Below are 20,200 nucleotides of genomic sequence, written 5' to 3'. Positions count from 1 at the left end.
CAGCATGGCGCCGCTGTCCCGACGCACTTTCTTCAAGACCGGCGCGCTGGCCGCCGCCTTCCCACTGGGCGTGAATCCCGCACCGGCCGATGCCGCGCCGGCCGTTCCGGGCAGCGTGGATCTGTCCTGGCTCGAAGGCAGGCCCGGCTTGATGACCGGAACCACCTTCGGCGTGCCCTGGCCGCGCGGCGCGCTGCGCAAGGACCAGGCCTTCGTGCTGTGCGGCGATGATGGAGACCTGCCCTGCCAGAGCTGGCCGACCGCCTACTGGCCGGACGGCTCGCTCAAGTGGACTGCGCACGCGCTGCCGGCCATGGATGCGGCGCCGGAACGCCTGCGGCTGCGGCCCGGCAGTTCCGGCAGTCCTGGCGCCAGGGGCGGCAAGCAACTGACGGTCAAGGAAAGCCCGGACGCCATCGTGATCGACACCGGCGTCATCGAATGCACGATCCCGCGCCAGGGCTGCGAAATCGTGCGCAGCCTCCGACGTGGCGGACGCGACATCGCGCGCGCCGGCAGGCTGGTCGCCTTGAGCGACGACAGCCCGGACGGCAGCACCCGCCAGACTGCCTACGAGAGCCGGCTGCAGCGCGTCACGCTGGAGCAACGCGGGCCGCAGCGCAGCGTGGTCAAGCTGGAAGGCATGCACCGCGCCCAGGATGGCGGGCAGGACGGTGCGCGTTCGTGGCTGCCGTTCACGCTGCGGCTGTATTTCCACGCCAGCGCCGAGTCGGTCCGCATCATGCACACCTTCGTGTTCGACGGCGACGAGCGGAAGGACTTCGTGCGCGGCCTCGGGCTGCGCTTCGACGTGCCCCTGGTCGACGCGCCGCACGACCGCCATGTGCGCTTCGGCGGCGAGGACGGCGGCCTGTGGGCCGAGGGCGTACGCAATCTCACCGGCTTGCGACGCGATCCCGGCGCGCCGGTGCGCAAGGCGCAACTGGCCGGCCATGCGGTGCCGCCGATCGCGGAACGGGTGAACAAGTCGCTGCACCTGATCCCGGCCTGGGGCGACTATAGCCTGGCCCAGCTCTCGCCGGACAGCTTCCGCATCCGCAAGCGCACCAAGGCCGGCCATGGCTGGATCGACGCGGCCTGGGGCAGGCGCGCGCCGGGCCTGGGCTATATCGGCGGCGCCAAAGGCGGCCTGGCCTTCGGCATGCGCGACTTCTGGCAGCGCCATCCGACCCAGCTCGACATCCGCAACGCGCACACGGACGCCGCCCAGGTCACGCTATGGATCTGGTCGCCCGATGCCCCGGCGATGGACTTGCGCTTCTATCACGACGGCATGGGCATGGAAACGCACGCCGACGAGCTGCAGGCGCTGGACGTCACCTACGAGGACTACGAAAAAGGCTTCGGCACGCCGGTGGGCGTGGCGCGCAGCAGCGAGTTCACGCTGTGGGCCCTGGATACGACGCCGGCGCGCGAGCAGCTGGTGCGCATGGCGACTCAGGTCCAGTCCCCGCCGCAGCTGTGCGCAGCGCCTGCCCACATCCTGGCCACGCGCGCCTTCGGCAACCTGTATTCGCTGCCGGACCGCTCGACCGCGGCCAGGGCCCATATCGAAGACCGCCTGGATGCCCACTTCGCCTTCTACCGCGACGAAGTCGAGCAGCGCCGCTGGTACGGCTTCTGGGACCATGGCGACGTGCGCCATACCTATGATACCGACCGCCACGAATGGCGCTACGACGTCGGCGGCTATGCCTGGGCCAACTCGGAACTCTCGCCCGACCTGTGGCTGTGGTACGCCTTTCTGCGCAGCGGCCGCGCCGACATCTTCCGCATGGGCGAAGCCATGGTGCGCCACACGACGGACGTGGACACCTACCACCTGGGCCGCTTCGCCGGCCTGGGCACGCGCCACAACGTCCAGCACTGGGGCTGCAGCGCCAAGCAGGTGCGCATCAGCACCGCGGTCTACCGCCGCATCTACTATTACCTCACGGCCGACGAACGCACCGGCGACGTGATGCGCGAGCTGCTGGACGCCGACCTGCGCCTGGATGCGGTCGACCCGGTGCGCAAGCTGCCGAACCAGCCGCCCAAGGGTCCGTATCCGGTGCGCGCCAGCTTCGGCACCGACTGGGCCTCGCTCGCGGCGAACTGGCTGACCGAATGGGAACGCAGCGGCGACGCCCGCTACCGCGACAAGATCCTGACCGGCATGCGCGACATCGCCGCCATGCCGCACGGCTTCTTCAGCGGCGAGCGCATGGGCTACGAGCCCCGCACCGGACGCCTGCACAATATGGCCGGCGACAGCGTCAAGGCCTCGCACCTGAACGCCGTGTTCGGGGCGGTGGAGGTGTTCGACGAACTGATCGCCCTTACCGGAAACAAAGCCTTCGAGCGCGCCTGGCTCGACTACTGCGCGCTGTACAACGCCCCGAAGGACGAGCAGCAGCGCCGGCTGGGCAAGCCGCATGGCGGCTCCGACGTGCTGGTGATCGGCCACTCGCGCCTGACCGCATACGCGGCCTGGCGGCGCAAGGACCCGGCGCTGGCGCGCCGCGCCTGGACCGAATTCGCGGGCATCCGCCCCTATCCGCCCTTCGTGACCACGGAGGTGCTTGGTGCGGCCACGCTCAATCCGGTCCTCGAGGTGCCGTGGGTCACCACCAACGACACCGCGCAGTGGGGCCTGGCCGCGATCCAGAACCTGGCGTTGATCGGTGACGCCCTCTGACCTGTCCATGCGATTCGCCATGACCCACTCATTTCTCGCACTCTGCCTGGTGGCCGGCGCGCTGCTGGGCGCACAGGCGCACGGCGCGGCGCCGACCCGATTCGTGTTCGGCGACGCCGAGGCGCCCGCCGGCCACGTCCGTGTCTCCCCCGGCACACCCTACGATGCAGGGCGCGGCTACGGTTTCGAGGACGCGGGCGGTTATTTTTCGGTCCGCCTCCCGAGGGCAACTACGCCGTCACCGTCGTGCTGGGCCATGCCACGCAGCCGACCGCGACCACCGTGAAGTCCGAGCTGCGCCGGCTGATGCTCGAGAACGTGCCGGCGGCGGCCGGACAGCGCGTGCTGCGCACCTTCGTCGCCAACGTGCGCACCGCGCGCATCGCTCCCGTGCCCGGCGTCGCGGCCGGCGCGGTCGCCCTCAAGGCGCCGCGCGAGACCGAGTCCGAGGCCTGGAACTGGGACGAACGCCTGACCCTGGAATTCAATGGCGACCCGGCCGCCGTACAGCGCGTCGAGATCGTGCCGGCCCGGGTGCCGACCATCTTCCTGCTGGGCGACTCGACCGTGAGCGACCAGCCGGGCGAACCGTATAACAGCTGGGGCCAGATGCTCCCGCGCTTCTTCGGCTCAACGGTCGCGGTATCGAACCATGCGCAGTCGGGAGAGACCTACCGCGACTCGCTGGCGCGCCGCCGCATCGACAAGATCCTGAGCATGATGCAGCCGGGCGACCTGCTTCTGATGCAGTTCGGCCATAACGACCAGAAGCAGATCAAGGATGGCCGCAGCGGCCCGTTCACGACCTATAAAGCCGAGATCAAGGCCCATGTGGACATGGCGCGTGCGCGCGGCGGCCTGCCGGTGATCGTCTCGCCGGTCGAACGGCGCGCCTTCGACGAGGCGGGACGGGTCAAGCCATCGCTCACCGACTACGCCGAAGCCGCGCGCCAGTCGGCGCGCGAGCTGGACGTGCCCTTCATCGACCTGAACGCGATGAGCAAGACCCTGTACGCCGCCCTGGGCGTGGAAGGCTCGAAGGCGGCGTTCGCCTCGCCCGCGCCGGGAAAGCTGGACAACACCCATCACAACCCATATGGCAGCTACCTGCTGGCCAAGGCGGTGGCGTTGGGCATGCGCGAGGCGAAGCTTGCGCTGGCCGCCCACCTCGTCCCCGACTTCCGTTTCGACCCGGCCCATCCCGATCCGGTGTCCGGCTTCACGGTGCCGCCCAGCCCCGGCCGCACGCAACCTCGGCCGCTCGGCGACGACGGGCAGCGCGAAGTGATCACCGGCGCATCCCAAAGGAATGCCCGATGAGACGCCGTACAAGCTTGGCCCTGCTGGCGAGCGGCCTGCTCGGCGGATGCACCGGCCCACTGCCGGCCAGCCGGACCACCGAAGACCAGGCCTACCTGTTCTCTTACTTCCTGGGCAACGGCGCCGACGGCCTGCATTTTGCCGCCAGCCGCGACGGCTACCAGTGGGAGGCGCTGCGCGGCGGCGCCAGCTTCCTAGCGCCCACCGTCGGCCCGGCCAGGCTGATGCGCGACCCGTGCATCGCCCGCGGGCCCGACGGGATGTTCCATATGGTCTGGACCAGCGGCTGGAACGATACCGGCATCGGCTACGCCTCCTCGCCCGACCTGGTGCGATGGTCGGGCCAGCGCAGCCTGCCGGTGATGGCCCACGAGCCGGGCGCGCTCAATGCCTGGGCTCCCGAGGTGTTCCATGACGCCGGACGCGCGCACTTCCTCATCCTGTGGTCATCGACGATCCCCGGCCGCTTCCCCCAGACCGAGGCCGGCGGCGACGCCTCCGGCGACACGAAGTATGACCACCGCATCTACGCCACCACCACGAAGGATTTCGCCAGCTTCACGCCGACCCGGCTGTTCTACGATCCGGGCTTCTCGGTGATCGACGCCACCTTCCTGCGCGCGCTGGGGCGCGACTGGCTGGTGGTGAAGGACGAAACCCGCCATCCACCCCGCAAATACATGCAGGTCGCCCAGGCCGCGAGCCTGGAAGGCCCGTTCGGACCATTGAGTGCGCCGCTCACGCCGGCGGGGCTGTGGGCCGAGGGACCGAGCGCGCTGCAGGTCGGCGACGAGGTGCTGCTGTACTTCGACGCCTATACGGCCGGCCACTACGGCGCGCTGCGCTCGCGCGACATGCTGCACTGGGAAGACGTCAGCGCCCGCATGCGCTTTCCGAGCAGGATGCGTCACGGGACCGCGTTCGCGGCGCCGGCCAGCCTGGTGGAGCGGCTAAGGGCGCCGGCGCCGTAGATAGAACGATTCTTCCGTTAACGCATGCCCGTCGTCGTCGCCATTGGCGACGCCGACTCACCGCGCAGGCGGGGACGACGTATTTGGGCCAACAAATGGAAGGCTCTTATCGAGACTACTGCTGCCCGCCCTGGAACATCAACCCGCTGTCGTTCAATCCGAACTTGAACTTCTTGTTCATCTCGATCATCTCGGCGCCAGCGAGAAGGGTCGGCCCGTAGCCATGCGCCGCCTTCACGCTGGTCGGACGATAGGCATAGAAGGCCGGGTCGAAGGCCATGCCGGTGCCGACGCAGATCCCTTCAATCTGGCCGCTCTGCGTGACCTTGCTGGCAACGGCATTCCAGGCCAGGTTGGCCATCGGACCATACATCTCGGGCTCGACGTAGCCGCGGTTGACCGCGCGCGCGATCGCGTAGGCATAGATCGCGGTGGCCGAGGTCTCCTGGTAGGTGTCGTTGCGGTCGATCAGCTGGTGCCAGAAGCCGTCGCGGGTCTGGTAGCCGGCCAGGCCGCGGATGTGGGCGCGCAACTGTTCGAGCACGGCGTTATATCCTTTGTGGGTTTTCGGCAGCACTTCCAGCACTTCGACCATCGACATCACCGCCCAGCCGTTGGCGCGGGCCCAGCGCAGCTCGGGATGATCGCGCTTGCCCTCGACATAGCCGTGCATGTAGATGCCGAGCTTGGGATTGAACATGCGCTTGGAGAACTGCTGCACCTGGCGTACCGCGTCGTCGTAGTACTTGCTGTCGCCCGTCGTCTTGCCCAGGTAGGCCATGGTCGGCACGCCCATGAACATATCGTCCAGCCACAGGGTGTCCGGCAGCGGGCGCATCTTGCGGCCGCCTTTTCCGTCCGGGCCGCCGCGCGCCAGCGTGCCGTCCTTCAGCCGGTATTCCTTGTTGGTGACGAAGTCGCCGCACACGCCGATCATCTGGCCGTAGTCGACCTTCGAACCGGCCACCTTGGCCTTCAGGAAGCTGTGGCACAGCGCGCCCGCATCGTCCAGCGCATGCGGATTCAGGAAGCCCTTGATCGGCGCATGCGCGTTCTGCGCGTCCGCCTTCACCACCGGCAAATAGGCGCGGGTCAGCTGCGACAGCAGGGTATGTCGCTTGGTCATGTAATCCTGGTAGCGGGCGTCGCCGGTGGCCTGGGCCGCCGCCAGCATGCCGATATACGTCACGCCCCATTCATAACTGTTCAGGCGGAAGTCGCCGGGTTTGAGCACGGCGTTCGGATTGGCCGTCGACACATCGGTGATGGCGGCGCCCGTGGTCTTGTCGATCAGTTCCGCCGGCGTGGTGCGGTCGAGGTAGGCGAACACGCGATCGAGCACGGCCTTGATCTCGGCCGCTTCCATCGCGCGGTAAGGCGTCGGGTACTTCACGTCGAGCGCATGCAGCATGGCGTCGGCCGGCGCCGGCCCTTTTTCTTGCGGCGGAGGCGCGTCCTGCGCGCTCGCATCCAGGGCAAACGGGAACAGGCCCGCCACGAGTATGGCCATCAGGGTGTGGCGCGGCTTGGATGATTGCATTGCTTGTGTCTCCTTTTATTGGATTTGGTGGATGGTCAGTCCGGCGATGGTCTGGCGCGACCACGTGGTGCGCAAACCCACATACCCGTGCGTGAGCGGCCGCGGGTCGTAGTAGGTGAAGACATCCCGGCCGTCCACGCGCATGCGCGTGCAGCCGTCGCGCACCGCGATCTCGACGCGATAGTCGCGATTCGGCTCGAGCAGGAAGTCGCGGCCCAGGCGCTCGGCGACCAGCTCGCGCTTGCCGTCGGCGTAGCGGCGCATGCGCGTGGTGGTGTTGCCGTTGCCGCCTATGCCGGCGTAGTACATTTCCAGGTCATCGTAGTCTTCGAACTTACCGGAGCGGGTGAACAGAGAAGCGCGCGCCGGGTCGCGCGCCATCCAGAACTGGTTCAGGTCCGACAGGCGGTCGTTCGGCCCGCCGTCCACCACCACCCGGCGCGTATAGGAGATCAGTACATTGCCCGACAAGGGCTTGTCGAGCCACACGGTGGCGCCCGAATCGACGTCGATCAGCAGGCGGCCATCGCGGTTGGCGACGACGTTGCCGGGTTTGCGCGCATACTCGCTCACATAGCCGGTCAAGGGGCCATTGAAATCGTCGTGATGGAGCAAGGCGCCGCGCTCGCCCCAGCGCACGCAGGCTTGCGGCGAAAAATATGCGCCCAGCGGGTTGCCCGCCAGCGCGGCCAGGCCGGCGACGACCTGGCGCGCATTGAATTCGGCGCCGGCGGCATTGGTGTGGGTACGGGCGTCGGAGAAGAAGGTGTCGACCGTCGCCGACCCGACGTCACGGTAGGCGTTCGAGACCAGCATCGTCAAGTCCATGAAGTGGGCGCCGCCGGCCACGGCTACCTCCCGGCCCCAGTCGGCGAAGTTCGCGAAGTCGCGTTCATGCTGCCACTTGTCGCGGTGCGGGATCGGCGATGCGATGACCACGGTCGCCCCCTTTTCCCTGGCGTCGGCGACGTAGCGGGCCATATACCAGCCGAAGCTGTGCACCTGCTCCCTGCTGCCGTCCGGGCGGGTATCCTCGACCGTCTCAGGGCCGATGCCAGGAACCGAGGCGCGGTTCTTCGAGGCCGGGTCGCCGATGCGGCCGCCGTCGTTATGACCGAACTGGATCACCACCACGTCGCCGCGCTTGAGCTGCGCCCTGACCCGCTCCCAGCGCCCCTCGGTGAAGAAGGTACGGCTGCTGCGTCCACCGATCGCGGCGTTGACCACGTTGATCTTGCCGGCGTCGAAGTACGGTGCGATGCGCTCGCCCCAGCCGATCGCGCCGTCCTGGCCACCGCTCTTGACGGTGGAGTCGCCGACCAGGAACAGGGTCGGCAGCGTCGGATCGCGCGCCGTCTCGTCGCGCACCGTGCGCGCATCGATCACCGGCCGCACGTCTTCCACCGGTTTCAGGAACGTTTTCATGCGCGGGTCGCCCAGCTTTGCCAGCTCGGTCGCCACGACCTGGGCATTGAGGGCGGCGCCGGCCCAGTTGGTGTGAACGCGCTCGTCCGGAACGGTGGCCGGGAACAGCGCCATGACGGCGTCAGGTCCCATCGTGTCGTAGCGCTCCGCCACGATCTCGTTCAGGTCGATGAAGCCCACCTTCTCGCTACGCGCCACCTCGGCCGCCCAGCCGGCGTAATCGGATCGGTTGCGGCGCACCTTGCCCCCATCGTCGTTCCAGGCCTTGCGCGGGACCAGCGAGGCGACGACCGGCGTCGCCCCCTTGGCGCGAATGTCGGCGATATATGTGCGCAGGTACCAGCCGTAGCTGTGCACCGTCTCGCGCTTGCCGGTCAGGAGGTTGTCGATCTCGGTGGACTCGGCGCCCGCGCCGCGGAGGGTGCCGCGCGCACGCTTGTCGTCGTTCACCGGCGAGGCGTCGTTGTGCCCGAACTGCATGATGACGACGTCGCCCGGCTTGACCAGGGCCAGCGTGCGCTCCCAATGCCCGCTGCTGATATAAGTGCGGCTGGACAGGCCGCCCACGGCGCGGTTCACCAGGTTCACTTGCGCCGCATCGACGTGGGCCGCCAGCGGATTCCCCCAGCCCCACTGCCCTCGTGCGCCCTTGCCCTGGCCGTCGTCGTGGCCGTTGCGCACGGTGGAGTCGCCGATCAGGATGATCGAAGGCAGGGACGGATTGGCCGGTTCCGGCAGCACGACCTGGGCACGGGCGGGGTCGGTATTCATTGCGGCGGTCGGACCTTGTGCCTGGCCTGATGCCATGGCGCAGGCCAGCGCCAGCCATACCAGTATCCGCTGCAGGGCGCGAGAAACAGTCATTGCCACGGTCTCCGTCGGTCGTTGTCACAGGCAGATTCTATGCGGCGCAATCAGCCACGGCGGTCAATACGCAGAAAGAATCAGCAATATGATTGGAAATGAGCAACTCGTACTGTAACAATGAGCGGACAACATCCACAAGAAGGAGACACCCGCATGCGACCCCTCACGCATTCCGCGATCGCCCTGGCCGTCGCGCTGCTGCTGTGCACCGATGCCTCGGCCCAGATCGGCAAGCGCTTTCCCTCCGAGCGCAAGCTGGTCAAGGATCCGGTCACCGGCACCGAACTAACTTTCCTGACCAGCAAACCGCACGGCGATTCGAAGATCTACCCGACCCACCCGCAATGGACCGCCGACGGCAAGTGGCTGGTATTCCGCTCGCGCCTCGCCGGCAGCGAGGCGCTGGCGGTGAACGAGGAGACGGGCGACCTGGTGCAGGTGACCGAAGGCGGCTATACCGGCATGCTGAACCTGGCGCAGAAGTCGATGAAGCTGTACTACATGCGCAAGGCGGATGCTGGCCTGCAGATCGTCGAAACCGATCTTGCGCGCGTGCTGGCCGACAGCGCCGCCAAGCGCATGCAGCCCGCGGCGAGCTACCAGCGCGTGGTCTCGAACCTGCCGTCCGAACTGGAAGCCGGCGGCGACCTGGCGCTCGACGCCGACGAAGAATGGGTCTATTTCAAGGTCGGCCCCGGCCAGGCCGCCAAGCACCTGCCGCCCGGCACGAAGATCGAGCCGGCCTTCGGCCCGCGCAAGATGGGCGCCGGCCCGCAAGGCATCGCGCGCCTGAACGTGCGCACCGGCGAAATAAAACACGTGGTATCGGTGCCGTTCCAGGTCGGCCACATCCAGGCCAATCTGTGGAATCCGGGCGAGATCGTGTTCTGCTGGGAGACCGGCGGCAAGTCGCCGCAGCGCACCTGGACCGTGCGCGCTGACGGCAGCGGCCTGCGTCCGCTGTATCCGGAGGCGCCGTATGAATGGGTCACGCACGAGGCGGTGATCACGAAGGACGAGGTGGCGATGGCCATCATGGGCCATCGCGCGATCCCCGGCGCGGCATCAGCGGTGCCAGGGCCCGCCACCGACGTCAGCGGCGCCAATCCAGGCCAGGACGATGGCTGGGGCGCTACCGGCACCCGCGAAAAGCCGACCGGCCTGGCGATCGTCAACCTGCGCACGCGCCAGATGCAGATCGTCGGCCAGACCGCGTCGGGCAGCGGCCTGTGGCACGTGCACGGCTCGAGCGACGGCCGCTTCGCCGTTGGCGACGACTTCAGCCGCAGCGTCTACCTGATCGACCGCCGCAACCGCGAGATGATGCTGCTCACCACCGGCCACAAGACCACCGCGGCCGACCATCCGCACCCCACCTTCAATGCCGACGGCACCCGCATCCAGATCCAGTCGGCGATGCTGTCGGAAGACGGCCGCTCGATGAACATCGTGGTGGTGCCGGTGCCGAAGGCCTGGCTCCAGCGCAGCTTCCCGGCGCGCTGAACGCGCGCTTGACATCATGCGGCCCGGGACAGCTCACAGTGCCCCGGGCCGTTCGTCGCTTCACTCAGGCCAGGTGGAATACCTGGGTCAGCGGCCACTCCTTCGGCCGGTTGCCCGGCTCGACCTCCATCAGGTCTGCCATGTAATCCCACCATTTGCGCATCACCGGATGCTCGGGCAGCGGCCCGAGCTCATGCCCCGGGCCCAGCTTCATCACCGCGAACAGGTCGAGCGTCGTTTCGTCCAGGAAGATCGCATAGTCGTGGATGCCGGCGCCAGACAGCAGCGCCGCCAGCTCGGGCCAGATGGCGTCGTGCCGGCGGCGATATTCTTGCGCGTTGCCGGCCTTGAGCTTCATGCGGAACGCCAGCGTGGCGTGAACGGTCATGGTCAGACAATGCCGCTGCTGCTGGCCCCGGCCCTGACCGGGCGCAGGGCGGCCACGCGGTCGCGGTAGCCGCTGGCGCGGTAGCAGGCCAACGGATCGGCGGCGCCGCCGGAACGGACGCGCGCCATCGCCAGGATCGGGCTGACGTCGGTGCGGAAGGCGCGCTTCAGGGTCTGCGCCGCCTCCAGCACGTCGTTCCGCTCCTGCAGGCCGGCCAGCGCGGCGCGGTCGACCAGGGCGGACTGCACGAAGGCGCGCTGCACCTCGCCCGCGCTGCTCATCAGGCTCTCGATCGGGTCGGTCACATTGTGCGACTGGTCCAGCATATAGGCCGGCTTGAAGGCCTCGCCCTCGCGGCGGGCGGCGTCGGCCAGCTCGTTGAACACCAGGAACAGCTGGAACGGATTGATCGAGCCGGAATCCAGGTCGTCGTCGCCATACTTGCTGTCGTTGAAGTGGAAGCCGCCGAGTTTACCGAACTGCGCCAGGCGCGCCACGATCATCTCGATATTCGTGTTCGGCGCATGGTGGCCCAGGTCGACCAGGCACTTGGCCTTCGGTCCCAGCTCGGTGGCGCAGGCGAAGCTGGTGCCCCAGTCGGCGATGGTGGTGGCGTAGAACGCCGGCTCGAACAGCTTGTGCTCGATGAACACGTTCCAGTCGCCCGGCAGCGCGGCGTAGATCTCGCGCATGCTGTCCAGGTAGCGTTCCAGCGCGCCGCGCAGATTGTGCTGGCCGGGGAAGTTGGCGCCGTCGCCGACCCACACGGTCAGCGCCTGCGAACCGATCGCGCGGCCGATCTCGATGCATTCGATATTGTGGGCCACCGCCTGCGCGCGCACGGCGGCGCTGGTCGACGTGAGGCTGCCGAACTTGTAGCTCTGTTCCTGGCCCTGCTGGTCCTGGAAGGTGTTCGAATTGACCGCGTCGAAGGACAGACCAAGCGCCTTGGCCGTCTCGCGCAGCTCAGATGCGTCGGTCGGTTTGTCCCACGGGAAGTGCGGCGACACGCTCGGAGTGGCGCGGGTCAGCTGGTGGATGACGGCGCAGTCTTCCAGCTTCTCGAATACATTGCGCGGCTCGCCGCGGCCCGGGAAGCGCGCGAAACGCGTGCCGCCGGTGCCGGCGCCCCAGCTGGGCACCGCCACGGCAAAGGTCTGCGCCAGCGCGGTCAGCTGGTCGATGTCCAGGCCGCGGCGCGCCAGCATGCCGCCCAATCCCTCGTAGTCGGCCTGCAGCTGCGCGTCCAGTCTGGCATTCTGGTCCGCGACCAGGCCAGCGTCGATCACGCTCGTCATGCTCGTCATGCTCGTCTCCTCCATGCAGGCGGCGCAAGCCGCCGTTGACCGGTGACGCGACCCTGGAGGGTCGGCGTCCCGGCTTGTTGTGATGTCTCGCTATCTTAGCGTATCGGTCTCAGTCAGCAGACAACTCAGCGGGTGAAGGCGGCCGCGTTGCCCGCATCCACGTTCAGGATGTTCCCGGTGCTCTTGCCCGACTTGTCGCTGGCGAAGAAGTACACGGCTTCGGCGATGTCTTCCGGCAGCACCGACAGCTTGAGCATGCTGCGCTTGCGGTAGAACTCCTCGACGTCGTCGGCCTCGATCTTGTTGGAGGCGGCGCGTTCTTCCTTCCACTTGCCGTCCCAGATGCGCGAGCCGCGGATCACGGCGTCCGGATTGACCACGTTGACGCGGATGCCGTGCTCGGCGCCTTCCAGCGCCACGCAGCGCGCCAGGTGCAATTCGGCCGCCTTGGCGGTGCAGTAGGCCGAGGCGCCGGCTGATGCTACCAACCCGTTTTTGCTGCCGACGAAGACCATGCTGCCGCCCAGGCCCTGCTGCTTCATGATGCGGAAGGCCGCGCGCGTGGCCAGGAAGTAGCCGGTGACGAGGATGTCCTGGTTGCGCTTCCATATCTCGAGGGTGGTCTCGTCCAGCGGCGCCGCCGAGGCGATGCCGGCGTTCGAGATCAAGAGGTCGACGCCGCCGAAGCGGAGCAGGGCCGCTTCCAGGATGCCGGCGACTTCCTCCTCGCTCGTGATGTTGGCGCGCACGATGCCGATGCCGTCCTTGCCGGCCACCTTGGCCAGGTCCTTGCCGGCCAGCTCGAGGGCTTCGGCATCGATATCGGTCAGCATCACGCAGGCGCCTTCCTGCAGCAGCTGGCGCGCGACCGCCTGGCCGATGCCGCCGGCGCCGCCGGTCACCATCGCGATGCGGCCGGCCAGGCTTTTCGGCTTGGGGCTCCGCTGCAGCTTGGCTTCCTCGAGCAGCCAGTACTCGATATCGAAGGCTTCCTGTTCCGGCAGGCCGACATAGGTGTCGACGCCGTTCGCGCCCCGCATCACGTTGATGGCATTGACGTAGAACTCGCCGGCGATGCGGGCGGTGGCCTTGTCCTTCGCGAACGACAGCATGCCCACGCCCGGGATCAGGTAGATGATCGGGTTGGCGTCGCGGATCTTCGGGCTGGTGGCGCGCTTGCAGCGCTCATAATATGCGGTGTAGTCGGCGCGGTAGTCGGCCAGGGCCTGGTCGAGACTCGCGGCCAGGCGCTCGAAATCGGGCGCGCTCGGGTCGAAGTCCAGCACCAGCGGGCGGATCTTGGTGCGCAAAAAGTGATCCGGGCACGAGGTTCCCAGCGCCGCCAGGGGCGCCAGGTGGGCGCTGCTCACGAATTCGAGCACCGCGTCGCTGTCGTCGAAGTGGCCCAGCTTGTATTCGTCCTTGCTGATCTTGCCGCGCAGGAGCGGCATCAGGCGCGCCGCCAGCGCGGCGCGCTCGGATGCCGGCAGGATCGGGCTGGCCTGCCCGCCGAATGCCGGCTGCTGGACGTTCTGCGCCAGCCAATCTTCGGCGCGCTTGATGATCGCCAGCGTGGTCTCGTAGCAGGATTGTGAAGTATCGCCCCAGGTGAACAGGCCGTGGCCTTCGAGGATGATGCCCTTCAGTTGCGGGTTGGCCTGCGATACCGCTTCGAGCTTCAGGCCCAGGTCGTAGCCCGGGCGCTGCCACGGCAGCCAACCCAGCTCGCCTTCGAAGATCTTCGCGGTGAGTTCCTTGCTGTTCTTGCAGGCGGCGATCGCAATGCAGGCATCCGGGTGCATGTGGTCGACGTGGCGGCGCGCGATGTACGCGTGCAGCGGCGTGTCGATGCTGGCCGCGCGCGGGTTCAGGTTGAAGGTGCAGTGCGGCAGGTAGCCCACCATCTCGTCTTCGTGTTCGAGGCCGCGGTAACGCCCCTTGAGCGCATGCAGCTTGCTCATGTAGAGGGTCGAGAAGCCATCCAGCTTGATGCTGCCCAGATCTCCGCCCGAGCCCTTCACCCACAGCACCTCGACCTGCTCGCCCGACAGCGGGTCGACCATGTCGATCTTGGCCGAGGTATTGCCGCCGCCGAAGTTGGTGATCCGCAGGTCGGAACCCAGCAGGTTGGACCGGTACAGCAGCAGTTCCGGCTCACTCAGCGTGGCCGCGACGGCTTCATCCCAGCGCGAGGTGATCGGTTCGCGCTGCTTCGTTTCGCTCAAAGCGCCCATCAATATCTCCCAGTTGATTGTTTTGTCATCGAATCGATGTGTCTCTTCCATGTCCTGCGTCCGTATGCTGCCCGGGCAGCGCTACGGCATCGGCAGACAGTAGAAAGCAGCGGCCTACGGGGTGTCAACGCGGAAACAATCAACTTGCTGACCAAGTAAGAATCAATCACGGACTTGAGCGATTTGAGCGTTTGTGCGCTGCAACGACGGGAAATAATCAGTCAAATGATCATTTGGTGATTGACGATATTGCATCTAGAAACTACTCTTTTCGAACACCCCGCGATTGCTGCCCAACAGAGGCTGGAACGACGGGCCCCATGCCGCACACAACCAGACGGCTTACGGAGGAGACACAATATGGTGAATCACAAACGCCGCAAGCGTTTGCTGAAACTGCTTGCCGAGCATCAGTCGGCGACGGTCCAGCAGCTTGTCGAATGGCTCAACGCGTCCCCGGCGACGGTCCGGCGCGACATCAGCTGGCTGGCGGGACGCAACCTGCTCACCCGCACCCGGGGCGGCGCCGAAAACCTGCTGCCCAAGACCCGCCAGTTCCCGCTGACCAGCGAAACGTTCCAGAACAATATCCAGTGCTTCGCCTCGCGCAAGCGCGCCATCGCCCGCCATGCGGCGGGCATGTGCAACGACGGCGAGACGATCATCATCAACGGTGGCACCACCACTTTCATGATGGCCGAGTTCCTCACCGAGAAGCAGCTCAAGATCCTGACCAACTCTTTCCTGATGGCCGAGCGCCTGCTGGTCTCGAGCGAGAACGAGATCATCGTGCCGGGCGGGCGCGTGTACCGCGAGCAGAACGTCATCCTCTCGCCCTTCGACAACGACATCACCCAGCACCACTACGCCACCAAGATGTTCATGAGCGTCTACGGCCTGTCGCTGCTGGGTTTGATGGAAGCCGACCCGCTGCTGATCCAGGCCGAGAAGCGCCTGATCAGCCAGGCCGAGGAACTGGTGGTGCTGGCCGACAGCTCGAAGTTCGCGCGCAAGGCCGGCCTGATCCTGTGCGGCCTGGATCGCGTGTCCACGGTGATCACCGATACCGACGCTTCCGACAAGGCGGTGCAGCTGCTCGAGCAGTATGGCGTGAAGGTCGTCACCGTCGAACCCGATGGCGAGATGCCGGCGCTGCGCACCACGCGCTACAGTCCCCAATATGACTTCCAGTCCGCAGCCCTGATGGAGATTTCGCATTGAAGATCAAACAGCTCCTGCTGGCCGCCGCGGCGGTCGGTGTGTTCGCCGGCCTGGCCGGCTGCGCCGACAAGAAGACCGGGGACGCGCCTGAACGGACCCGCATCGCGATGGTCGTGAAGAGCCTGGGCAACGGCTTCTTCGATGCCGCCCACCAGGGCGCGAAGGATGCCGCCGCCGAGATCGGCGGCGTCGAGATCATTTATACCGGTCCGACCACGCCCAGCGCGGAAGGCCAGATCGAGATCATCAACTCGCTGATCAGCCAGAAGGTCGATGCGATCGTGGTCTCGGCCAACGATCCCAATGCCCTGGTGCCGATCGCCAAGAAGGCGATGCAGCGCGGGATCAAGGTCATCTCGTTCGACAGCGCGCTGGCCCCGGGCGGGCGCCAGATGCAGCTCAATCCCTCCAACGCGGAACTGATCGGCCAGAAGCAGATCGAGATGGCGGCGGCCGAAATGAACGGCAAGGGCGAGCTGGCGATCCTGTCGGCGTCGGCCCAGGCGACCAACCAGAACATCTGGATCGGCGTCATGAAGAAGACGCTCGAGCAGCCCCAGTACGCGGGCCTCAAGCTGGTGGCGACCGTGTATGGCGACGATCAGTCCGACAAGAGCTACCGCGAAGCCATCGGCCTGCTGCGCAGTCACCCCAACCTGAAGGCGATCATCGCCCCGACCACGGTCGGCATCGTCGCCGCCAGCAAGGCGGTGGCCGACGAAGGCCTGGTGGGCAAGGTGTTCGTCACCGGCCTGGGCCTGCCGTCCGAGATGGCCGGCCACGTCAAGAGCGGCGCGGTGCGCGAGTTCGCGATCTGGAATCCGATCGATCTCGGCTACGCCGCCACCTTTGCGGCGCACCAGTTCGTGACCGGCAAGGCCCAATCGGGCGATGGCGCGATCGTCTCGGTCGGCCGCCTGGGCGCCGTGACGCTGGATGCGAACGGCGAAACCGCCCTCGGCCCGCCGTTCACCTACAACGCCGGCAACGTCGACCAGTTCGCCAAGCTGTTCTGAGCCGGCCAGTCCGCCGCGCGCGCGACCGCCTGGTCGATGCGCGCGGCGCCTTTCATCCGTTTGCAACACCCATATGCCAGTGACCCAACTGACAAGCCCTCCCTGCGCCCGAACGACGGCGCGCCCGCCACGCCGGTACTGCAGCTGACCGGGATCACCAAGCGCTTCAACGGCGTCTGCGCGCTCAATGGCGTGCGCCTGTCCATCCGTCCGGGCGAAGTCATGGCCCTGATCGGCGAGAACGGGGCCGGCAAGTCGACCCTCGTCAAGACCCTGACCGGTATCCACCGTCCCGACGAAGGCGCGATCCTGCTCGACGGGAAGCCCGTGTCCTTCGGCAGCCCGCAAGAAGCGATGGCCGCCGGGATCACCGCCGTGCACCAGGAAACCGTGATGTTCGACGAGTTATCGGTGGCCGAGAACATCTATGTGGGCCGCCACCCGACCCGCGGCCTGGCGGGGCGCATCGACTGGGCCGGGATCGAGGCCGAGGCCGAGGGGCTGTTCGCCCGCCTCGAGGTGTCGCTGCCGGTGCGCGCCCGCGTGCGCGACCTGTCGGTGGCCCAGCGCCACTTCGTCGAGATCGCACGCGCCCTGTCGCAGGATGCGCGCGTGGTGATCATGGACGAACCGACCGCCGCGCTGTCGCAGCGCGAGATCCGCGAGCTGTACCGCATCATCGACGGGCTGCGCGCACGCGGCACCGCCGTCATCTTCATCTCGCACAAGTTCGACGAGATCTACGAGGTGGCCGACTGCTACACGGTGCTGCGCGATGGCCAGTTCGTCGCCGAAGGACGCCTGGCCGACGTGAAGGAGCCGGAACTGGTGGCGCTGATGGTCGGCCGCGCGGTGCACCAGGCCTATCCCAAGGCCGAGGTGGAGATCGGCGCGCAGCTGCTGGAGGTCGAGGGGTTGAGCCACCCGACCGAATTCCAGGATGTCGGCTTCACCCTGCGCAAGGGAGAAATCCTCGGCTTTTACGGGCTGGTGGGCGCCGGGCGCTCGGAGGTGATGCAGGCGCTGTTCGGATTGACGCCGCGGGTGACCGGGAGCGTGCGGCTCGAGGGCCAGCCGGCGGTATTTTGCAATCCCGGAGAAGCGATTGCGCGCGGCCTGGCCTATGTGCCCGAGGACCGCCAGCATCATGGCGCACACCTGACCATGCCGATCATGCACAACATCACGCTGCCGATCCTGTCGACGTTCGGCTTCTTCCCGCGTGCTCGCGCCGAAGCGGCCCTGGCCCGGCGTTTCGCTGAACAGCTCGAACTGAAGGCCGCCTACCTGAGCCAGAACGTCGACGAGCTCTCGGGCGGCAACCAGCAAAAGGTGGTGCTCGGGAAGTGGCTGGCCACCGATCCCAAGGTCATCATTCTCGACGAACCCACGAAGGGCATCGATATCGGCTCCAAGGCCGCCGTGCACCGCTTCGTGAGCGGGCTGGTCGAACGCGGCCTGTCGGTGATCCTGGTATCGTCCGAACTGCCCGAGGTGCTGGGGCTGGCCGACCGCGTAGTGGTGATGCGCCACGGACGCGTGGTACGCGAGTTCACGCGCGCCGAAGCTACGCCCGAGACCGTGGTTGCCGCCGCGTCCGGGGTCGACCTGGGTCTGGAGGCGGCGTCATGAACAAGCGAAACGCCTTCATGGATATCATGAAGCAGCGCGAAGCCCTGCTGGCCATGATGGTGGTGGCGCTGGTGCTGCTGGTCGGCCTGCGCGCGCCGGTGTTTCTGACAACCGCCTCGCTGGCCAATCTGCTCACCGACAGCACCCTGCTCGTGATGCTGGCCCTGACCCAGATGCTGGTGATCGTCACCCGCGGGATCGACCTGTCGGTGGCCTCGAACCTGGCCCTGTCGGGCATGGTTGCGGCCATGCTGGCATCGAACAGTCCGCAGCTGCCGCTGGTGTTCGTGATGCTGGCCGCGGCCGGCACGGGCCTGGCGCTGGGGCTCGTCAACGGCGGCTTGATCGGCTATCTGGGGCTGCCGCCGATCGTCGTCACGCTGGGCGCCATGAGCGTGTACCGCGGACTGGTGTTCGTGATCTCGGGCGGCGCCTGGGTATCGGCGCACCAGATGCCGGCCAACTTCATCGGCTTCCCGCTGCAGCGCCTGTTCGGCCTGCCGCATCTGGTGTGGATCGCTTTTGGTGCGGTGCTGGCGATGGCCTTCCTGGCTCGTCACACGCGCTTCGGCCGCGACCTGTACGCGATCGGCAATGCGCCGCAATGCGCCGCCTATATCGGCATTCCGACCGCGCGCCGTCTGCTCTGGACCTATGGCCTGTCGGGCATGGTGGCGGGCCTGTGCGGCTACCTGTGGGTGGCGCGGTATGCGGTCGCCTACACCGAGATCGCCTATGGCTTCGAATTCACCGTGATCGCCGCCTGCGTGATCGGCGGCGCCAGCATCGCCGGCGGCGTCGGCTCGGTGCTCGGCACGGTGCTCGGCGCGCTGTTCCTGTCGGTGATCGGCAATGCCTTGCCGGTGCTGCAAGTCTCGCCGTTCTGGCAAAGCGCGCTGACCGGCGCCGTGATCCTGGTCGCCGTGCTGCTCAATGCCGGCGGCAACCGCAAACGCAGCCGCCAGATCCTGCCGCTGCACCGCACCGGACTTCCTGCGGCGGGGAGCCCAACAAGGAGCGCAGCATGAATGCGACCGGCATCGCCGAGGTCGAAACCCCAATGGACACCAAGACCGTGAACCAATCCAGCCATACCTCGCGCTATACGATCCTCGACCGCCAGCGGCCAGGCCTGCGCCATGTGCTGGCGCGCTGGGAGACCCTGCTTGCCCTGCTGCTGCTGGCGGTGTTCGTCGCCGGCGGGGTCACGCTGGAGCACTTCCTCGATCCCTACAATCTGCTCGACGGCACGGTCAACTTCAGCGAGAAGGCCCTGATCGCGCTGCCGATGGCCTTATTGATCATCTGCCGCGAGATCGACATCTCGGTCGCCGGGACGCTGGCGCTGTCCTCGGTCGCCATGGGCCTGGCTCACCGCGCCGGCCTGCCTCCCGAGACCTTGGTGCTGGTGGCGATCGGCACCGGCCTGGCCTGCGGCTGGCTCAACGGTTTCCTGGTCACGCGCTTCATGCTGCCCTCGATCGTCGTCACCATCGGCACCATCGCCCTGTACCGGGGCCTGGCCAGCGTTGCGCTGGGCGACCAGGCCTTCACCAACTACCCGCAGCTGATGGCGGACTGGGGCCAGGGCACCTTCTGCGGCGTGGTCCCGCGCGCCTTCGTGATCCTGCTCGGATTCGCGCTGCTGTTTGCCGTGGTCTTGCATGCCACCACGGCGGGACGCCGCATCTACGCCATCGGCAATAATCCGGACGCCGCGCGCTTCTCGGGCATCGCGGTCGACCGCTACCGACTGGGGCTGTTCATGCTCACCGGCGCGATGGCGGGCCTGGCGGCCTTCCTGCTGACCGGCCGCATCGGCAGCACGCGGCCGAACATCGCCACCGGCTGGGAGCTCGAGATCATCACCATGGTGATCCTGGGCGGCGTGAGCATCGCCGGCGGCGCCGGCACGATCGGCGGCGTGCTGCTGGCGGTGCTCACGATGGGCGCCGTGACCTATGGCCTGGCGCTGGCCAACGTGCCCGGCATCTATATGACGATCGTGGTGGGCACGCTGCTGCTGGCGACCATCGCGCTGTCGCGCCTGTTGCGCGGCAAGCCGACCCGCCATTGAT

At 67.2% G+C, this 20,200-nt stretch carries 15 protein-coding genes; 10 read left to right on the top strand and 5 right to left on the bottom strand.

All coding sequences use genetic code 11. The features are described 5' to 3' along the window. Nucleotides 1-4 precede the first annotated feature (4 nt). From DIR46_RS24725 to DIR46_RS24715, 4 genes are read left to right on the top strand one after another with little or no spacing between them, the layout of a single operon-like run. Nucleotides 5-2,698 (top strand): exo-rhamnogalacturonan lyase family protein, encoded by a 2,694-nt coding sequence (locus DIR46_RS24725; RefSeq protein WP_109347600.1) that lies wholly within the window; start codon nucleotides 5-7, stop codon nucleotides 2,696-2,698. 19 nt (nucleotides 2,699-2,717) lie between these two features. After that, complete coding sequence (locus DIR46_RS27465) at nucleotides 2,718-2,984, top strand: hypothetical protein (RefSeq protein WP_229446400.1); 267 nt, start codon at nucleotides 2,718-2,720, stop codon at nucleotides 2,982-2,984. After that, nucleotides 2,945-4,018 (top strand): rhamnogalacturonan acetylesterase, encoded by a 1,074-nt coding sequence (locus DIR46_RS24720; protein ID WP_229446399.1) that lies wholly within the window; start codon nucleotides 2,945-2,947, stop codon nucleotides 4,016-4,018. Before DIR46_RS27465 ends, DIR46_RS24720 begins: the two co-directional genes overlap by 40 nt. After that, on the top strand, nucleotides 4,015-4,989 hold the full coding sequence (locus DIR46_RS24715; protein WP_109347599.1) for a glycoside hydrolase family 43 protein: 975 nt from the start codon (nucleotides 4,015-4,017) through the stop codon (nucleotides 4,987-4,989). The genes DIR46_RS24720 and DIR46_RS24715 overlap by 4 nt, the downstream gene beginning before the upstream one ends. Nucleotides 4,990-5,104: 115 nt before the next feature. Here DIR46_RS24715 and DIR46_RS24710 read toward each other — a convergent pair whose 3' ends face one another. Both DIR46_RS24710 and DIR46_RS24705 read right to left on the bottom strand, forming a co-directional pair. Further along, nucleotides 5,105-6,529, bottom strand: a complete 1,425-nt coding sequence (locus DIR46_RS24710; RefSeq protein ID WP_109347598.1) for a glycoside hydrolase family 88/105 protein — start codon at nucleotides 6,527-6,529, stop codon at nucleotides 5,105-5,107. A 15-nt stretch (nucleotides 6,530-6,544) separates the two neighbouring features. Then, nucleotides 6,545-8,818 carry a DUF6250 domain-containing protein gene (locus DIR46_RS24705; RefSeq protein WP_109347597.1) on the bottom strand — a complete coding sequence of 758 codons (2,274 nt, stop codon included), beginning with the start codon at nucleotides 8,816-8,818 and terminating at the stop codon, nucleotides 6,545-6,547. A gap of 156 nt (nucleotides 8,819-8,974) precedes the next feature. On the opposite strand from DIR46_RS24705, the gene DIR46_RS24700 reads away from it, so the two are divergent. Next, entirely contained in the window at nucleotides 8,975-10,324 is a 1,350-nt protein-coding gene (locus DIR46_RS24700; protein ID WP_109347596.1) for a TolB-like translocation protein, read from the top strand. Between the two features lie 64 nt (nucleotides 10,325-10,388). Here the strand turns inward: DIR46_RS24700 and DIR46_RS24695 are convergent, their stop codons facing one another. From DIR46_RS24695 to DIR46_RS24685, 3 genes are all read right to left on the bottom strand, one after another. Continuing rightward, nucleotides 10,389-10,712: an L-rhamnose mutarotase gene (locus DIR46_RS24695; RefSeq protein WP_109347595.1), complete on the bottom strand. Its 324-nt coding sequence runs from the start codon at nucleotides 10,710-10,712 to the stop codon at nucleotides 10,389-10,391. Between the two features lie 2 nt (nucleotides 10,713-10,714). Beyond that, nucleotides 10,715-12,010: an L-rhamnose catabolism isomerase gene (gene rhaI, locus DIR46_RS24690; RefSeq protein WP_109348146.1), complete on the bottom strand. Its 1,296-nt coding sequence runs from the start codon at nucleotides 12,008-12,010 to the stop codon at nucleotides 10,715-10,717. Between the two features lie 134 nt (nucleotides 12,011-12,144). Next, on the bottom strand, nucleotides 12,145-14,253 hold the full coding sequence (locus tag DIR46_RS24685) for a bifunctional rhamnulose-1-phosphate aldolase/short-chain dehydrogenase (protein ID WP_109347594.1): 2,109 nt from the start codon (nucleotides 14,251-14,253) through the stop codon (nucleotides 12,145-12,147). A 360-nt stretch (nucleotides 14,254-14,613) separates the two neighbouring features. Here DIR46_RS24685 and DIR46_RS24680 point away from each other — a divergent pair, with 360 nt between their 5' ends. The 5 genes from DIR46_RS24680 to DIR46_RS24660 are packed head-to-tail and all read left to right on the top strand — an operon-like array spanning nucleotide 14,614 to nucleotide 20,199. Further along, entirely contained in the window at nucleotides 14,614-15,474 is an 861-nt protein-coding gene (locus DIR46_RS24680; protein WP_109347593.1) for a DeoR/GlpR family DNA-binding transcription regulator, read from the top strand. Continuing rightward, a complete protein-coding gene (rhaS, locus tag DIR46_RS24675; protein WP_109347592.1) occupies nucleotides 15,471-16,490 on the top strand; it encodes a rhamnose ABC transporter substrate-binding protein in 1,020 nt (339 codons plus the stop codon). The genes DIR46_RS24680 and rhaS overlap by 4 nt, the downstream gene beginning before the upstream one ends. Nucleotides 16,491-16,550: 60 nt before the next feature. Then, nucleotides 16,551-18,122 (top strand): sugar ABC transporter ATP-binding protein, encoded by a 1,572-nt coding sequence (locus DIR46_RS24670; protein ID WP_229446398.1) that lies wholly within the window; start codon nucleotides 16,551-16,553, stop codon nucleotides 18,120-18,122. Next, nucleotides 18,119-19,150, top strand: coding sequence for an ABC transporter permease (locus DIR46_RS24665; RefSeq protein WP_229446397.1), 1,032 nt, complete (start codon nucleotides 18,119-18,121; stop codon nucleotides 19,148-19,150). The genes DIR46_RS24670 and DIR46_RS24665 overlap by 4 nt, the downstream gene beginning before the upstream one ends. Further along, nucleotides 19,147-20,199: an ABC transporter permease gene (locus DIR46_RS24660; protein ID WP_109347590.1), complete on the top strand. Its 1,053-nt coding sequence runs from the start codon at nucleotides 19,147-19,149 to the stop codon at nucleotides 20,197-20,199. Before DIR46_RS24665 ends, DIR46_RS24660 begins: the two co-directional genes overlap by 4 nt. Nucleotide 20,200: the final 1 nt, after the last annotated feature.

The organism is Massilia oculi, assembly GCF_003143515.1.
Taxonomy (GTDB): Bacteria; Pseudomonadota; Gammaproteobacteria; order Burkholderiales; family Burkholderiaceae_D; genus Telluria; species Telluria oculi.
This window is presented reverse-complemented; position numbering and strand designations above follow the sequence as displayed.